12 protein-coding genes, 14 tRNA genes, 1 rRNA gene and 3 pseudogenes are annotated in these 14,792 nt (G+C 41.8%); 7 read left to right on the plus strand and 23 right to left on the minus strand.

Translation table 11 applies throughout. The features are described 5' to 3' along the window. Window positions 1–275: pseudogene (locus tag A3I5_RS12295) on the plus strand (transposase); the annotation flags it as partial. A 112-nt stretch (window positions 276–387) separates the two neighbouring features. Here the strand turns inward: A3I5_RS12295 and A3I5_RS0105940 are convergent. Both A3I5_RS0105940 and rpmH read right to left on the minus strand, forming a co-directional pair. Continuing rightward, window positions 388–473 (minus strand) — tRNA-Leu (locus tag A3I5_RS0105940). A gap of 382 nt (window positions 474–855) precedes the next feature. Continuing rightward, entirely contained in the window at window positions 856–993 is a 138-nt protein-coding gene (gene rpmH / locus A3I5_RS12300) for a 50S ribosomal protein L34 (protein ID WP_083903309.1), read from the minus strand. Between the two features lie 410 nt (window positions 994–1,403). Here rpmH and A3I5_RS12090 point away from each other — a divergent pair, with 410 nt between their 5' ends. Beyond that, window positions 1,404–2,336, plus strand: a complete 933-nt coding sequence (locus A3I5_RS12090) for a hypothetical protein (protein ID WP_018373706.1) — start codon at window positions 1,404–1,406, stop codon at window positions 2,334–2,336. Between the two features lie 448 nt (window positions 2,337–2,784). Here the strand turns inward: A3I5_RS12090 and A3I5_RS0105950 are convergent, their stop codons facing one another. From A3I5_RS0105950 to rsmH, 6 genes are all read right to left on the minus strand, one after another. Then, on the minus strand, window positions 2,785–3,114 hold the full coding sequence (locus A3I5_RS0105950) for a hypothetical protein (protein ID WP_018373707.1): 330 nt from the start codon (window positions 3,112–3,114) through the stop codon (window positions 2,785–2,787). Window positions 3,115–3,575: 461 nt separating this feature from the next. Then, the gene (locus A3I5_RS0105960; RefSeq protein WP_018373709.1) at window positions 3,576–3,821 is read right to left on the minus strand and encodes a GlsB/YeaQ/YmgE family stress response membrane protein; all 246 of its coding nucleotides are present in this window, start codon (window positions 3,819–3,821) and stop codon (window positions 3,576–3,578) included. Between the two features lie 272 nt (window positions 3,822–4,093). Further along, window positions 4,094–5,104: a phospho-N-acetylmuramoyl-pentapeptide-transferase gene (gene mraY, locus A3I5_RS0105965; protein WP_018373710.1), complete on the minus strand. Its 1,011-nt coding sequence runs from the start codon at window positions 5,102–5,104 to the stop codon at window positions 4,094–4,096. A 1-nt stretch (window position 5,105) separates the two neighbouring features. Further along, on the minus strand, window positions 5,106–7,367 hold the full coding sequence (gene pbp2x, locus A3I5_RS0105970) for a penicillin-binding protein PBP2X (RefSeq protein WP_018373711.1): 2,262 nt from the start codon (window positions 7,365–7,367) through the stop codon (window positions 5,106–5,108). Between the two features lie 23 nt (window positions 7,368–7,390). Then, a complete protein-coding gene (gene ftsL / locus A3I5_RS0105975) occupies window positions 7,391–7,717 on the minus strand; it encodes a cell division protein FtsL (RefSeq protein WP_026216956.1) in 327 nt (108 codons plus the stop codon). A 13-nt stretch (window positions 7,718–7,730) separates the two neighbouring features. Continuing rightward, entirely contained in the window at window positions 7,731–8,684 is a 954-nt protein-coding gene (rsmH, locus tag A3I5_RS0105980; protein WP_018373713.1) for a 16S rRNA (cytosine(1402)-N(4))-methyltransferase RsmH, read from the minus strand. Between the two features lie 318 nt (window positions 8,685–9,002). Here rsmH and A3I5_RS0105985 point away from each other — a divergent pair, with 318 nt between their 5' ends. The 5 genes and pseudogenes from A3I5_RS0105985 to A3I5_RS0106000 all read left to right on the plus strand — a co-directional run bounded on the left by A3I5_RS0105985 (window position 9,003) and on the right by A3I5_RS0106000 (window position 12,821). Beyond that, entirely contained in the window at window positions 9,003–10,355 is a 1,353-nt protein-coding gene (locus A3I5_RS0105985) for a TrkH family potassium uptake protein (RefSeq protein ID WP_018373714.1), read from the plus strand. Between the two features lie 217 nt (window positions 10,356–10,572). Next, a complete protein-coding gene (locus A3I5_RS0105990) occupies window positions 10,573–11,259 on the plus strand; it encodes a potassium channel family protein (protein WP_282705048.1) in 687 nt (228 codons plus the stop codon). 311 nt (window positions 11,260–11,570) lie between these two features. Then, window positions 11,571–11,867 (plus strand): annotated as a pseudogene (locus A3I5_RS12305) (transposase); the annotation flags it as partial. 133 nt (window positions 11,868–12,000) lie between these two features. Continuing rightward, window positions 12,001–12,441, plus strand: a complete 441-nt coding sequence (locus tag A3I5_RS0105995; protein WP_231869658.1) for a MarR family winged helix-turn-helix transcriptional regulator — start codon at window positions 12,001–12,003, stop codon at window positions 12,439–12,441. After that, window positions 12,438–12,821 (plus strand): hypothetical protein, encoded by a 384-nt coding sequence (locus tag A3I5_RS0106000; RefSeq protein WP_018373717.1) that lies wholly within the window; start codon window positions 12,438–12,440, stop codon window positions 12,819–12,821. The genes A3I5_RS0105995 and A3I5_RS0106000 overlap by 4 nt, the downstream gene beginning before the upstream one ends. A gap of 27 nt (window positions 12,822–12,848) precedes the next feature. Here A3I5_RS0106000 and tnpA read toward each other — a convergent pair. The 15 genes and pseudogenes from tnpA to rrf all read right to left on the minus strand — a co-directional run. After that, a pseudogene (gene tnpA / locus A3I5_RS12310) lies at window positions 12,849–13,074 on the minus strand (IS200/IS605 family transposase); the annotation flags it as partial. A 171-nt stretch (window positions 13,075–13,245) separates the two neighbouring features. Continuing rightward, a tRNA-Ser gene (locus tag A3I5_RS0106005) sits at window positions 13,246–13,333 on the minus strand. A gap of 19 nt (window positions 13,334–13,352) precedes the next feature. Then, a tRNA-Phe gene (locus A3I5_RS0106010) sits at window positions 13,353–13,425 on the minus strand. A 65-nt stretch (window positions 13,426–13,490) separates the two neighbouring features. Further along, window positions 13,491–13,564 (minus strand) — tRNA-Ile (locus tag A3I5_RS0106015). Between the two features lie 22 nt (window positions 13,565–13,586). Beyond that, window positions 13,587–13,660, minus strand: a tRNA-Met gene (locus A3I5_RS0106020). 4 nt (window positions 13,661–13,664) lie between these two features. Next, window positions 13,665–13,738: transfer RNA gene (locus A3I5_RS0106025), tRNA-Pro, on the minus strand. Window positions 13,739–13,761: 23 nt separating this feature from the next. After that, a tRNA-Arg gene (locus tag A3I5_RS0106030) sits at window positions 13,762–13,835 on the minus strand. An 11-nt stretch (window positions 13,836–13,846) separates the two neighbouring features. Continuing rightward, window positions 13,847–13,930: transfer RNA gene (locus A3I5_RS0106035), tRNA-Leu, on the minus strand. 9 nt (window positions 13,931–13,939) lie between these two features. Continuing rightward, window positions 13,940–14,011 (minus strand) — tRNA-Gly (locus tag A3I5_RS0106040). A 20-nt stretch (window positions 14,012–14,031) separates the two neighbouring features. After that, a tRNA-Thr gene (locus A3I5_RS0106045) sits at window positions 14,032–14,104 on the minus strand. An 11-nt stretch (window positions 14,105–14,115) separates the two neighbouring features. Then, window positions 14,116–14,197 (minus strand) — tRNA-Leu (locus tag A3I5_RS0106050). A 5-nt stretch (window positions 14,198–14,202) separates the two neighbouring features. After that, a tRNA-Lys gene (locus A3I5_RS0106055) sits at window positions 14,203–14,275 on the minus strand. 40 nt (window positions 14,276–14,315) lie between these two features. Then, window positions 14,316–14,388: transfer RNA gene (locus A3I5_RS0106060), tRNA-Asp, on the minus strand. 134 nt (window positions 14,389–14,522) lie between these two features. Further along, a tRNA-Val gene (locus A3I5_RS0106065) sits at window positions 14,523–14,595 on the minus strand. Window positions 14,596–14,705: 110 nt separating this feature from the next. Further along, window positions 14,706–14,792: ribosomal RNA gene (rrf, locus tag A3I5_RS13065) — 5S ribosomal RNA — on the minus strand; the annotation flags it as partial.

Below are 14,792 nucleotides of genomic sequence, written 5' to 3' on the forward strand. Positions count from 1 at the left end.
ACATGTCTGGCAGCTACATCCCCCTCATCAAACAATTGTTCCCCAAAGCTCAGATTGTATTGGATCGGTTTCACATCATTCAACACTTGAACCGAGCCATGATGACAACCCGAATTGCCATCATGAAGCAATTTGAGAAAGGATCTCTACCTTATCGAGCCATGAAAAATCATTGGCGTATTCTCCACAAAGACAGCCGAAAGCTCTCTGATAAAGCTTTCTATTCACGGACTTTTAGGCAAACTCTGACACCTCGTGAGATTGTTGATAAGTCACCCACTACAGTTGACAAGGAGCCAAAAAAGTGTATCCAGATGGTTAGGGAGATAGGGGAAGCTTATCTTAATGATACTAATCCTAAGCCCCTGCTTCTTTTTATTTTTAGCATGCGGAGAGTGGGACTTGAACCCACACAGCCTAAAGCGGCCACAGGATCCTTAGTCCTGCGCGTCTGCCAATTCCGCCATCCCCGCTAGTAACATAGACTATTCTAACAGGAATATCATATCTTGTCAATAGTTTTAGTCTGTTTTTTTAATTATTAAATCAAATCCATCCTCTACTGAGAGGCCGATTACGACCGATAGCTTCTCAAAAACATAGCTCTGATTGGCTATCTAGAGCGAAAGTGTATCTCTCTTGATTTAACTTTCGTGTAGCAATAGGATTGTTCAGCCAACAAAAAAGATCAGTAGGCTCGAGTTCCTACTGATCTTTTTTAATTATCTCTTGAAACCTGCGTTCTCAAACATAACTTGTCTTTCCAATCATCAGGAACAGATTGTGGTTGAATCAAGAAAAACTATCGATAATAACAAGATAGTCTTTAAGACAAGTTACTGTGAATACAGTTTTTTAAGATACAGCCAATACTTTACGGCCTTTACGGCGACGAGCTGCTAATACGCGACGTCCATTTTTTGTAGACATACGGTTACGGAAACCGTGTTTACGCGCGCGACGGATTTTACTTGGTTGAAAAGTACGTTTCACAATGAATACCTCCTCTAGAATTTTCGTATTCGTTTAGCCGGCTATTTTGATCAGTTACTAAACATACTTTACTATTCTATATGATTCTATGGCTTTTGTCAAGGTATTCTGTTTAGATTTCACACCATAGGCAGTCAGAAAAGACTTGTAGCCGCTTTTTTGCGCAGATATTTTCTAAAAATCGCACATGTTTGCGATAAACGACCACTGAATGGTAATCCCACATTCTAAAAAAGAGCGCCTTCTTTGTGCCTGAGTTTTCAAAATCTGCACAGAAAGTGGATACCTAATACTGCAGCTTTTTTGATTTCTTTTTTATATCCTGCTACTAACGATTGTTAATATGATATAATAGGTATATCTAATATTACTTTCATTTTATAATATTTGTGACCTGAGGAGGTTATTGTATGACAAAGAAAAAAATATTAGCACACATGCTTATCGCCATTATCGCCCTTTTGTTAGTAGCCTGTGGGAAGAGTTCTTCGTCTAGCCAAACGGACACTTCAACAAGTCCCAAATCTCATAGTAAGTCCACCACGAGTTCTTCCAAACTTGATAAAGATACTACCCCACCCTTTTTCATTACTTTTGCAGGAAGCTTGACGGATGGCAGAAAGGTTAACTACACTGTAAGTGATGAAAAAGAGGCCTATACTATAGAAAGCGAAGACGGCACTAAAATTATTAAAGATCTGGACGGCACTAGCTACATCATTACCTATTCGTCAGGTCTTAATATTGATTATTTCGCCTCTAATGATCACTACGTTGTAAAAAATTCTGAATTTTCGATTTCTGAAAATGGTGAAGGGCGAGATGCTTTAAACAAGTACCTGTCTGAAAACGGCTATGCAACCCTTGATGACCATGATAAATCTATGCGTGATTTGCTAGTTTTCATTGCTAAATCTGAAAAGGAAGGAACAACTAATAACTCTCCTTTCTCAGAAGTGACAACCTTTAGTGCTAACGTCGGTTTAAGCGATGGCAGAGAGATAGCTTACAATCATGAGATTCTGGCGGGAAAATCATACATGATCGATCGTGACGGAAAAAATGAAGCTACGAAAAACGACGGTTTTTACACACTAACTGATCCTTCTGGAGTTACTGCTAGCTATTATGACGATACTGCCCCCGAAGAGTTCAAAGAAGTTTATTTAGTCACTGATGGAACTTCAACGCTTGAAGAAGGGCATGGAGAAGAGGCCCTAAACAAGTACCTATCTAAAAATGGTTATCTGACAATTGATCATTTTGATAAGATGATTTCAGATATGTTAGATAACATTACCAAAATCAATTTTGACAAACCACTTAAAGAATGGCTTCAATAAATAGATCCACTTAATTGTTACGCCATTAAAAATTTTCAGGGTAGCTGCTCTTATACGACTCTATCAAAATTTCATCTAACTAGCGAGGCAATAATCCCGACCTATAATCTATACAACTAATTTAGTCCAATGAACTAGCTACAAAGAAGACTACTTGTTTTCCAATTTTCAGCTTGGTAATAAAAATATTAGATGAGGTTTTGATGAACATTAAGTCACTAAAACACAAAGCTGGGGACCCCCAGCTTTTTTACATCTATTTTAATGGCATATATCTAAATTTTTGGCTCCTTGCTCAAGTTACAAGGCATCAGCAACCACTTTCAGAGTTTTTTGATTTCCCACGAGTGCCTTTACAGTCTTTGTTTTCTTAAAAGCATTCTTCCTATCAAGACCAGTTTATTCATTTTAAAAACCAGCGTTTGATGGAACGCCGGTGGAGTGTAGGCTATTGTTTTAGGTACTTGCGCAATTCAGAAACTTTATCCTCTACTAAACCTAAGATATCATCCATTGAAGTTTGTGCTTTTTCCTTGACAACACCCGCTTCATCAGAAACACTCTTAGCCATATGATCAGTTTCTTGAACCAAAGAATCCGTCACATCTTTCAGATGCTCGCCTGCGTCATTAGCCTGCGAATCTACTGTCCCCAAGAAATCATCCTTAGCTTGCCCTATTTTTTTCTTTTGTTCTGACGTCAGGCGCAAGTAAGCCAATGATATCGCTGCTGCAAGCAAACCCAAGCCAAATAATACGTCACTTTTTTTCTTCGTCATAATTGACCTCTTTCTAAATTTCTTCCCTATCTTTTCGGAGGAGTCTTATCCTCATCTTTTAACATCTGACGCAATAGCTGAATAGCCGGCAGTGCTACACTAATCAACTTTACGACATCCATCAATTTTATTTTACGTCTTGCCATTTTGGGCTCCTTTTGTCTTTGTTATAGTTAGTTGAGCTGAATTGGCTCTGCGGTTCAAAATCCTCTTTCCCTACATAGCTTATTTCTGGAGAAGCGTGAAGAGAGCTGGATTGTATCTTTTAATCAACCTTGTCCATCAGCCAGCTTTTGATACTTTGCAGTGTTTCTTCCAACTGTAGATTGAACAACTTGATTCCTAGTTGACATCTAAATGAACTTTCTTCTGTCGTTCGTTTTTGACTTTTTTAATGAAACAAAAAAGCAGATAAGGTAAGGCGTCTGCCATTCCTCACCTGCTCAATTCTTATATCCTACTTAACGGTTACGACCTAAAACAAAGGATACCACGATAACGACGATAGCTGCACCGAAAATCGATGGTATCAAGGCCATTCCTGCTAAGCTAGGGCCCCATGTGCCAAAGAGCGATTGGCCAACGGCTGATCCAACAAGACCTGCTGCGATGTTAGCAATCCAACCCATTGAGCCACCTTTATTTGTCAAGGCTCCTGCTATTACACCAATAAGTGCTCCAACAATAAGTGACCATAACAAACCCATAATGAGTTCCTCCTTTTCTGATGCTTTTGCATCTGTTTACATAAAATATTTTTAGAAATAATGTATTGAGTGATGTCTTTTTACAAAAGTGACCACACTTATTTATTTCTATATTGTAAGTTTATCGTTTTTTAGAATAAAATGCAAGTAAGATGCTCATATCTTTTGAAAATCTTTATTTAGTGGTTTTATCATCCTATGATTTTAAGATGAATTTATGTATTTTGTACTCTCACAAGCAAAAGAAGCTGAGCACCAAAGCACCCAGCCTCTCATGACAAGTAAAGAATTGCAAGCGTTAGTAGACTCATGACTAGCCCTAATCCCCAAAGGAAAAAGTCTACCTGCCACTCCGTCCATCCGTTGGACTTTCCTGACAGACCACCTAACTCTAAATGATGATGGAATGGGGTCATACGGAAAATCCGTCGGCCTTCGCCGAATTTTTTCTTAGTGTATTTGAAATAAGCAACTTGGAGCATAACAGATCCTGTCTCGATGACATACACCAGACCGATCAAAAGGAGTGTCCATTCTTGTCTCAGAGCGATAGATAGCGCAGCCAACATGGCTCCTAGTGCCAATGATCCCACATCACCCATAAACACCTTAGCAGGTTTTTTATTAAAACTAAAGAAACCAAGCAAAGCGCCAATCATAATCATGATGAGAAGCAAGAGCATCTGCTGTTCCTGCATAAATGCGATAACACCGTAAGCGGCTAGGCTGATGACAACAGAGATTGAGGACAAGCCGTCAATTCCATCTGTTAAATTGACCGCATTGGAAAAGCCAACGAGCCAAAAAAGGACAAAAAACAGATAAACAGGTCCCAACTCTAGCATATGCCCAAAAATAGTAACAGCACTAATCCCGTTTGGCCAGGCATACAGGAGATAAAAGAGAAGACCCGCAAGCACTTGTAAGAACATTTTTTGTCTCGGTGTCAATCCTTCATTAACTTGCTTGAAAATTTTCAAGAAATCATCTAAAAAGCCAATCAAGCCATAGATAACCACAACAATGAGGACACCTGCTACATCTTCTAAAGACTGGCCACTGATCCAGCTGTAACCCAAAAAGAAGACTGAGACTAGCAGAAAAACCAGAAGAAAAACAGTTCCCCCCATGGTCGGCGTACCAGCCTTGGCTTGGTGTTGCTTGACATCTTCGTGCATCTGCTGACCACCAATTTTAGCCTTGTGATAAAAGCGAATAAAATGGGGGATAAACAGGACTGTTAAGACAAAGGCCATTAAGCCCCCTAAAAATGTGAAGAGCATTTTAGTCTCCTAGTGTTATTGTAATTTTTTTAATCTTGTCAATAGGTGTTTCAGCACCTACACCTTGCTCAGTAACTCGGTCGCCAGTCCCCTTATAGACAATTTCAATTCCTGTCCACTCGGAAAACTTGTCAACATTTGCCTTGGTCCAGCCGTACATGTCGGGGATTTTTTTCAAATCACCCGTCCATAATAAAATCTGTTGATTAGCGTGCAAGTTGGTCCCAATTTTGACTGATGTCTTTTTGATTTTATTTGTCGTTCCAACTACAATTGGTTGAACCAAGTTTTGGCGTAGCTCTGCCGAGACATCTCCCGGTGCTAAATCAATGACATTTGGCAGTTTATATTCTGTCTCATCAGAGACATCATCTAAAATCGTTGTAGGCTTTGTCAATCCTAAAGTGTCTTTAAGGCGCATAGCTTCTTCTAAGACAGGATTAACGACATCCATCCAAAATAGAACGTCCCAATGTTCTGGCTGTTGCAAGGTGACATACATGTAAAAATCAGGGTCCTCTGCTGGGAACATGGCCACAACTGAATACAACAAGCTACTAGGACCAGAGCCTTCAATATAACCACTACCATCGACTTTAGCGATTTCGGCAGTCCCTGACTTGACAGCTGCGGGTACGCCATTAACCTGAATGATAGATCCTCCTACATAAGAAGAATAAAGGGTTCCCACATAAGGATCTGTCCCAACACTGACCATGTATTGCAGGGTCTGGTTGGCAGCATCTGACGAAATAGGTTTACCAGATACTTCTTTGCTGGCCTTGCGTGCGGTATTGCTGTTAGGATCATAGAGAGCAGATACAAACTTAGGCGTCAGCATTTCCCCATCATTGGCAATGGCTGAGAAAGCCTTGAGCAATTGAATCTGGGTCACAGAAATCCCTTGACCAAAGGCAGACATGGCAGTGGTTACCTTATTGTCTGAGTTCACCAGTCCAAAGTTTTCATGGAGCATTCCAAAACGTGTCGGCAGACCAAAATCAAAATTATACAGGTATTTGAGCCACTTTTCATCTCCCATATTTTGCTCAAGGATCACCATCCCGATGTTGGAAGAATGGGCAAAAGCTTGCGCTAAATTGAGATAGCGACCATCTGACAAGCCCATATTGATATCCCAGTCATTAATGGTCGTATCAATAACCGTGTAGCCTGCAGTGCTGTAGGTATAAGTCGGATCAAAAGTACCATTATCAATCGCAGATGCCAAGGTCATAACTTTCATCGTTGAGCCTGGTTCATACTGGGTTTGGTAAAGCGCACTACTCCAATTTGGCAAATCTCCCAAACCCTCCTTAGTATCCAAATCAAAGGTTGGTCGCTGTGTCGTTGCCAAAATTTCCCCTGTCTTGGCAGAAACCAAAGTCGCACTGGCCAAAACGCCATTAGCCTTACTTTGAAAAACATCCATATTGGTCTCTAGGTAGGACTGTAGTGGTTCTGATAGGGTTGTATAAACATCCTGACCATCAACCTTTTGGCGGGTAATGGTCTCTGTGCCTGGCTTGATAACACCTGACGCTGTTTTTTCATAAGTAGTAATGCCATCTACTCCAGATAAGATGGTATTAAAACTCTCTTCCAGACCGGTTGACCCCACTAGGGACTGAGTTTTTCCATCTTTATTATCAGCAAGACTGGTATAGCCGATAAAGTGCGAAGCAAAGATACCGTTTGGATAGAGGCGACCTGGACTAGCTGTAAAGCCAATCCCTGTAATTCCTTTTTCCTGTAACGCTGCTTCAATTTCAATCTTAGTGCCATAAGAGATATTATTCCCTTGAATCCCAAAAGAAACTTGATATTGATTTTCAAGCTTTAATTGACTCTTGACATAGTCAGTCTCTAGGCCTAATTTTTCAGACAAGATGGTGGCGACATCATCCATCTGCTCAGGCTGAATAAAGAGTTTTTCTCCAGTTGCTGAGACATACTCCTTGCTGAGGATAGCATATATGCTATAGGTCGTTGAATCCTCAGCAATTGGTGTACCACTGCGGTCATAAATAGTCCCACGTTTAGCATGCACGGTCGTGGTCGTCTGGTGACGATCCGCTGCCAACGCTCTCAAATCCTGACCAAATTTCTTTCCTGTAATCATAATGATAGCAAAGTTAATCAAAAAAACCAGAAAAAGAAAGACCGACAGCAAGCTGAGAGCCCGGCCAACTTTTCTTCGATTCTGACGCGGACCTTTCCGATCTGATAGCGCATAGGCCAAAATTCTTCTACGTTTACTCATCTATTTTTCCTATTCAGCTGAGGCTATGGTGCAGGAGTTCCTGTATTGTCCTTGTTAAAGGTAAGTCCCGCTTCCTCAGCGATCTCCATCAAGCGATTGTAGCGGGTCAATTCATTGACCGCCTGTTTAGCTTCATCATACTCTAACTGCTTCAAATCCATCTGAGTCTTCAAGTCTGTCATCTCAGACTGAATCTGCAACAGATGGGTTTGCATAAAAATAATACTAACCGCAACAATGATCGCCGTCAAGACAATACTGCCATAAAAAGCCTTTTCCACGCGTGTAAAGGTCTTCATACGTTCTCTGATTAAGCGATCAAAGGCTTGTCGATTCTCCTCTTCCATCAGCAGTCTCCTCTCTTTAGGATTCTTTCACTTTTCGCGCCACCCGCAATTTGGCAGAATGAGCGCGATTATTGGCTTCTAATTCAGGCTCGCTTGGTAAAATCGGCTTGCGATTGACCAATTCCAGCTCAGGTTTCAAGTTGTCTGGAATGATAGGAACACCTTTAGGCAAATGAACCATTGACTTTTCTTTGAACAACTGCTTGATCAAGCGATCTTCCAGAGAATGGAAGGTAATGACAGCAATTTGGCCGTCTAGCGCCAGCAGGTCAATGGCCTGAGCTAAAGACTCTTCTGCTGCTCCCAACTCGTCATTCACTGCAATCCGAATGGCCTGAAAAATTTGTTTGGCTGGATGGCCTTTTTTCTTGAGCTCCTTGGCCGGCTTGGCTGACTTGATCAATTCTGCCAATTCTGTCGTGGTCTCAATAGGCTTGACCATTCTCGCTTGCTCAATCTTTCGGGCAATTTGCTTGGAAAATTTATCTTCTCCATAACGGAAAAAAATCTTGACCAAGTCATTAAAAGAATACTCATTGACCACATGATAGGCGGTTAAGGATTGCGACTGATCCATACGCATATCTAGCGGAGCATCCTGCTTGTAGGAAAAGCCGCGTTCTCGCTCGTCCAGCTGAGGACTAGAAACTCCCAAATCATAGCAGATGCCATCAATAGCTGTCACACCTAGCTTTTCCAGCTCTGCTTTTAAATGACGAAAATTAGACTTAACAAAGGTGACTTGCCCCTTTTTGAGATAGGGTGCCAAACGTTTTTGGGCATGATCAATAGCCTTTTGATCCTGATCGAAAGCGTAGAGATGCCCTGTCGGACCTAGCTTGGATAGGATAAGCTCACTGTGCCCAGCCCCTCCAAGAGTCGCATCCACGTAAATACCGTCTGGCTTAACCGCCATTCCCTCGACCGTCTCGTTCAATAAAACCGTCAAATGATTAAAAGTCTCTGTCATATCCCATCTATTGTACCATATTTTTTCCTAATTTTGATGTTAGGAAGAAGTGAAATCGCTATCTGGTTCTTAAGATGGAGAAGATCTTCTGGATAGGCTTATTTTGAGAACTTGCAGTCACAAGTGAAACCGTTTCATTTTTGGAAGCATACTGTTTGTATTTTAAAAGGCTACTGACGAGTAGCCAAAAAATGATCTTAACTGTAAATGTTGAGCTGTGAATACAGGTTCTTAGTCTTCCAACAGAATTTTTAACGCTTTGGCCTTCATTTGTGATAAAATAGGCCTTGTAATTCAAAACGATAGAAAGTTTATAAAATGAAAACTCTTTACAAACACTTGTCGCCTGCTAGACGGATTGGACTGTTCTTTTTGAGTGTGATTCTATTTGGATCAACAGTGCTAAGTCTACCAGTGATGCAAGCTAGCTCCTCTCAAGCCACTTACCTTGACCATCTTTTTACGACTGTGTCTATGGTCTGTGTCACAGGTCTTTCGACCCAGCCTGTGGCTAACACCTATAACACACTGGGGCAAGTGATTTGCATGATTCTGATGCAGGTTGGCGGTTTAGGCGTTCTCAGTTTTCTAGGTTTATTTTACATAGATGTCAATAAGCGTTTTAACTACAACGATCGAACAACTCTCCAAGAAAGTCTCAATCGTGACGAAGCTCTCGATTTTAAGGTCTTTCTCAAAGCAGTCTTTGCCTTTACTTTTCTCTTTGAAACCATTGGTATGATGCTACTCAGTCTACGCTTCGTACCGATGCTGGGTTGGGGGAAGGGACTTTTCACCTCTGTTTTTCTGGCCATTTCAGCCTTCTGCAATGCTGGCTTTGATAATTTGGGGGCCAATAGCCTCCAAAACTATACGAGCGACCCTCTCATCAATCTCACAATTGCAGGGCTGATTATCACCGGTGGGATTGGCTTTTCCATCTGGTTTGACCTTTTAACTCAAGTAAAAAATCGCAGAAATTTAAAACATTTACGCTTTCATACCAAAGTAGTTCTTAGCTTCACACTCACGATCTTAATCCTAGGTACCTTGCTTAGCTTTCTAACCGAGATGAATAACCCAGAGACGATCGGTAGACTCGGATTTGGTCAAAAACTACTGGCCAGCTTCTTCCAAACCGTCAGCATGCGAACCGCTGGCTTTGCGACATTTGACTACACCAAAGCTCAGCCGATTACCTTACTCATCTATGTCGTACAAATGATGATGGGCGGTGCTCCTGGAGGAACTGCTGGCGGGATTAAGATTACCACCTTACTTGTGATGGTTTTCTTCGTTAAGGGGCAAATCTTGGGACTACCCCACACCAATTTTAAAAAGCGAACCATTCACCCCGATGTGGTTCAAAAGGCTTTAGCCATCTTCAGCGTATTCATCGCTACGTTTGTCGCTTCATTACTCCTTTTAGCGCTCTTAGAGCCAAAAATCAACTTACTCTATCTTATCTTTGAAGCCATGTCAGCTCTAGCAACCGTCGGCGTCTCTGCTAATTTGACAAGCCGTTTAAGCCAAGCCAGTCTTATCCTAGTTATGGGATTGATGTTTGTAGGACGAATTGGCCCAATCACTATTATCACTGGTCTCAACCGTCGTAAACCAAGCAAAAAACAAATGCTACAGTATGCCAAGGCAGACCTTTTTGTAGGGTAATACAAAGACCACTGCGCTAAGGTGTTTACGCAAACGATGAGAGGTGAGATTGGACTTGAGCCTAGCCTCAACTGAGTTCTCATTCAAAAGCAGAATACTTAGCTTGAAGAAAAAACAAAACACCTTTTCAAACTAAATTCAGCTCAGGCAGCGGACTATTGCCTTGTCATACACTCGTATCAACCTTGCATTTTATTACAATGCACAGAATAACCGCATCAAAGGAGAATCTATGTCAAAACGCACAATCGGTATTCTAGGACTGGGAATTTTTGGATCCAGTATCGTGGAAACCCTAAAAAACTATGACTGCGATATTATCGCGGTTGACAATCAAGAGGGGCACATCAATGCTCTGACCCAACACCTTACCCAAGGCGTCGTCGGTGACATCACCGACTTTGAACTGTTGCAAGCTGCCGGAATTGATACCTGTGACGCCGTTGTTATAGCCACTGGAAGCAGTCTAGAAGCTAGCGTTCTAGCCATTATGCACTGTAAAAACCTTGGCGTCGAAGCTGTTGTCGCCAAAGCAACTACCACTACCACAGCTGAAGTTCTCCTCAAAATCGGAGCAGACGAAGTCATCACCCCTGAAAAAGAAATGGGGATCGCCGTTGCTAAACAAGTCCTTTTCCCCAATACAACAGATGTGATTCCTATTGACCAATACCTGAGTCTAGTCGAATTCTTCGCTCCCGAAGCTTGGCTGGGCAGAAAACTAATTGATGTTCCCTTACGACAGAAATATCAGATTAATTTGGTTGGTTTTAGAGTTGCAGAATCATCTCGCATCAACACTAAAATCACAGCAGATTATATCTTCAAAGCTGATGAACGACTGGTTGCCATCACTGATAACCAAACATTTGACCGCTTCGATGGCCTATCACGGCTAACTTAGCAATAAACACTCATACTCAGTAAATACTCAGCAAAACTTAGCCCCTGTGTTCGTAAGTAACGAACTAGACTTATCAAGTAGACAGTCAAATAAAAAAAGATATTGGACTAGAAACTATAATGGGTGTATGTCTAAACGAAATAAAGTATCTATAGAAAATAAATTAACAGCAGTTCGTTTGTATTTAGAACAAGAAGTTAGTGTTAATCGACTAGCGAAACAATATTCTGCCAGTGAACCTACTATCTCCGAATAGGTAAGAAAGTATCAGAGTGATGGGCTCTAGTCGGTCTTCAAGAAAGTCGGACATGGAAGCTAATCCAGGAGCGACACCGCTCATTCACAGCGACCGTGGGTCACAATACACCTCACGGGAATATCGGATGAAAACAGCGCACTACGGCATAACACGTTCGTAAATGTATTGATAATGCACCAATTGAGAGCTTTTTTGGGCATTTTAAAACCGAGTGTTACGATCTACTTATGAGGAACTGGTCACTGATATTGACGCCTATATCTCTTTTTACAACAACCAACGTTATCAAGAGAAGCACAAGGGCCTCGCTCCTCTTGAAGTAAGGAACAAGGCCCTTGCTTATACTTAACCTTTTATTATTTTACTGTCTACTTGACAGGGAGCTGTTCAGTTTGTCTCAAACTTTTTTCTTGATGTTTAGATGAAACCGTCATATAATATGTATACAAATAGTAAGTACACATATTATTTTGAAAGGAGAAATGATGGAGTTATATGAATCGTTGGGGTTTTTGCTAAATTATAGCGCACGTTTGATCAAGAGAAAGCTTGATCAAGAGCTTAAGCAGTATCATCTGACAACGTCACAGTGGGCAATTTTAAAAATACTAGCTGAGCAAAACCATATATCACAGGCAGAACTAGCAAATTTAACTGGGACTGATCGTGCAAATTGCGGTACTGTACTTGATAAATTGTTATCTAAAAAGTTTATCGAAAAATCATTGTCATCGAAAGATCGCAGAAGCTACATCATCTCAATAACACCTCCAGCACTTGAGTTAGTTGAACAAATTGTCTCTGTAGTTGCTCAAACCAATAGGCAGGCGCTGAAAGGATTTTCGAAAGCTGAGCAGGAGCAATTTGTTAATGATTTAAACCTTGTCATAAACAATTTGATGAAAGAAGGGGATAGGATATGATGTTAACAAAAATAATAATCGGTTTATTTGGTTTAATTGAAGTAGCAGCTAATCTTATTTTTCTGCTAAGATTTTTTGAGAGGGAAGATTTTCAGTACGCTCAAGTATTTCATGGGGACCTGCCTCAATCGGCTAGTCAAAAGGCTTGGCTTTTAAAAATAACCGCTTCTTTCTTGCTAGGTTTGGTAGCCTTGGCAGGGACTTTGGTTTTCTTGTTTCATTTGACATCTTTGGGCCTAGCTTTATATTATTTATTTGGTCTGGGGATGTTAGTCATGACCTTGATACAGGCGCTGTATTATGGGAAACAGCATTGGCCTGCAAAATTTGCTCTTATCTTAGGACTGGTTTTTCTTTTATTGGTCTTTTTCCAAATCTAATAAAAGGAATGAGAATGTTCATTCATCGCTACTCTTACCTTTGAGATAGCCCATAAAACTTGAAATGCTTAGCTTCGGTGGAATACTCACTAACATATGAATATAGTCTACACAGGCATTAGCTTCATGAATCAATACTCCTTTTCTTTCGCATAAATCTTGTATGATCTTGACGATGATATTTGGGGACGAAAACGATATGATATTTACAATTCCATGTGGTATGTGATAAACTTTGATTATCCTCTCTCATGAGGGACCTCTTTTGTTATTGGGCGGTTACTTTACTTTAAGAAATCCACAACGAAAATTCTCATCGCTTCGAACACAGCAAAAGAGAGAACCAATCCCGTCCTCTCGCGAATCTAAATTATTCAAGTGCTTTCACCGCCCCACTACAATTGATAATGAGCCGATTTAAATACGGAGAATGGGGGATTCGAACCCCCGCGCCAGTTACCCGACCTAACGATTTAGCAAACCGTCCTCTTCAGCCTCTTGAGTAATTCTCCAAAAATAAATTTAACTTAATGGCGCGAGACGGAATCGAACCGCCGACACATGGAGCTTCAATCCATTGCTCTACCAACTGAGCTAACGAGCCTACAAAGCGAAAAGAGAGACAAGAGCAAAATTCTAATCGCTTCTATATAGATCTTCCCTACATTATGGACCTTGTAGGACTCGAACCTACGACCGCTCGGTTATGAGCCGAGTGCTCTAACCAGTTGAGCTAAAGGTCCAAACTACAAGATAAAATAAAAATAGCGGCGAAGGGGATCGAACCCCCGACCTCCCGGGTATGAACCGGACGCTCTAGCCAGCTGAGCTACACCGCCAAAATCGGGAAGACAGGATTCGAACCTGCGACCCCTTGGTCCCAAACCAAGTACTCTACCAAGCTGAGCTACTTCCCGAACTATAAAACTTCCGTCCTATATGCACCCTAGAGGAGTCGAACCTCTAACCGCCTGATTCGTAGTCAGGTACTCTATCCAATTGAGCTAAGGGTGCTCTATCATATATGCCGAGAACCGGAATCGAACCGGTACGATGTTGCCATCGCAGGATTTTAAGTCCTGTGCGTCTGCCAGTTCCGCCACCCCGGCGTCGCCTCAAGCGAACGACGGGATTCGAACCCGCGACCCCCACCTTGGCAAGGTGATGTTCTACCACTGAACTACGTTCGCATCTACTTATTTCTTCTCTATGCCGGCTACATGACTTGAACACGCGACCCTCTGATTACAAATCAGATGCTCTACCAACTGAGCTAAGCCGGCCTATCTTTCTATGCGAGTTAAGGGACTTGAACCCCCACGCCTATCGGCGCCAGATCCTAAATCTGGTGCGTCTGCCAATTCCGCCAAACTCGCATCTATGACCCGTACTGGACTCGAACCAGTGACCCACTGATTAAAAGTCAGTTGCTCTACCAACTGAGCTAACGAGTCATCTTCTTATCCTATTGTTCTATCCAACCTTAGCTGAATACGGTCCCGACGGGAATCGAACCCGCGATCTTCGCCGTGACAGGGCGACGTGATAACCGCTACACTACGGGACCTTCTAACCACTGTACAAAATTGTACTCAGGCTAAAAAGCTGTGATTTAGATAAATCCGCTTGAAGTCCTTATGACTTCTACGCTGATTTCCTAAAATCAGTCGCTTTTCTTAACGCCTTTAGTTACTTAGTTTATGGGAGTTAACGGGATCGAACCGCTGACCCTCTGCTTGTAAGGCAGATGCTCTCCCAGCTGAGCTAAACTCCCATAAATGGCAGTTTAACTCTAGCTGGGAAAAGGTAGAAAGCTTCGCTTCCCCTATCTCCCGATTGAAAGCTCAAATTCCTCTCGCTTTCAACTGAGCTAAACTCCCTCTCGCTAAGCAACTCCCTTATCTCACAGGGGGAACCCCCCAACTACTTCAGGCGTGCTAGGACTTAACTGCTGTGTTCGGCATGGAAACA

Source organism: Streptococcus merionis DSM 19192, assembly GCF_000380085.1.
GTDB classification, from domain to species: domain Bacteria; phylum Bacillota; class Bacilli; order Lactobacillales; family Streptococcaceae; genus Streptococcus; species Streptococcus merionis.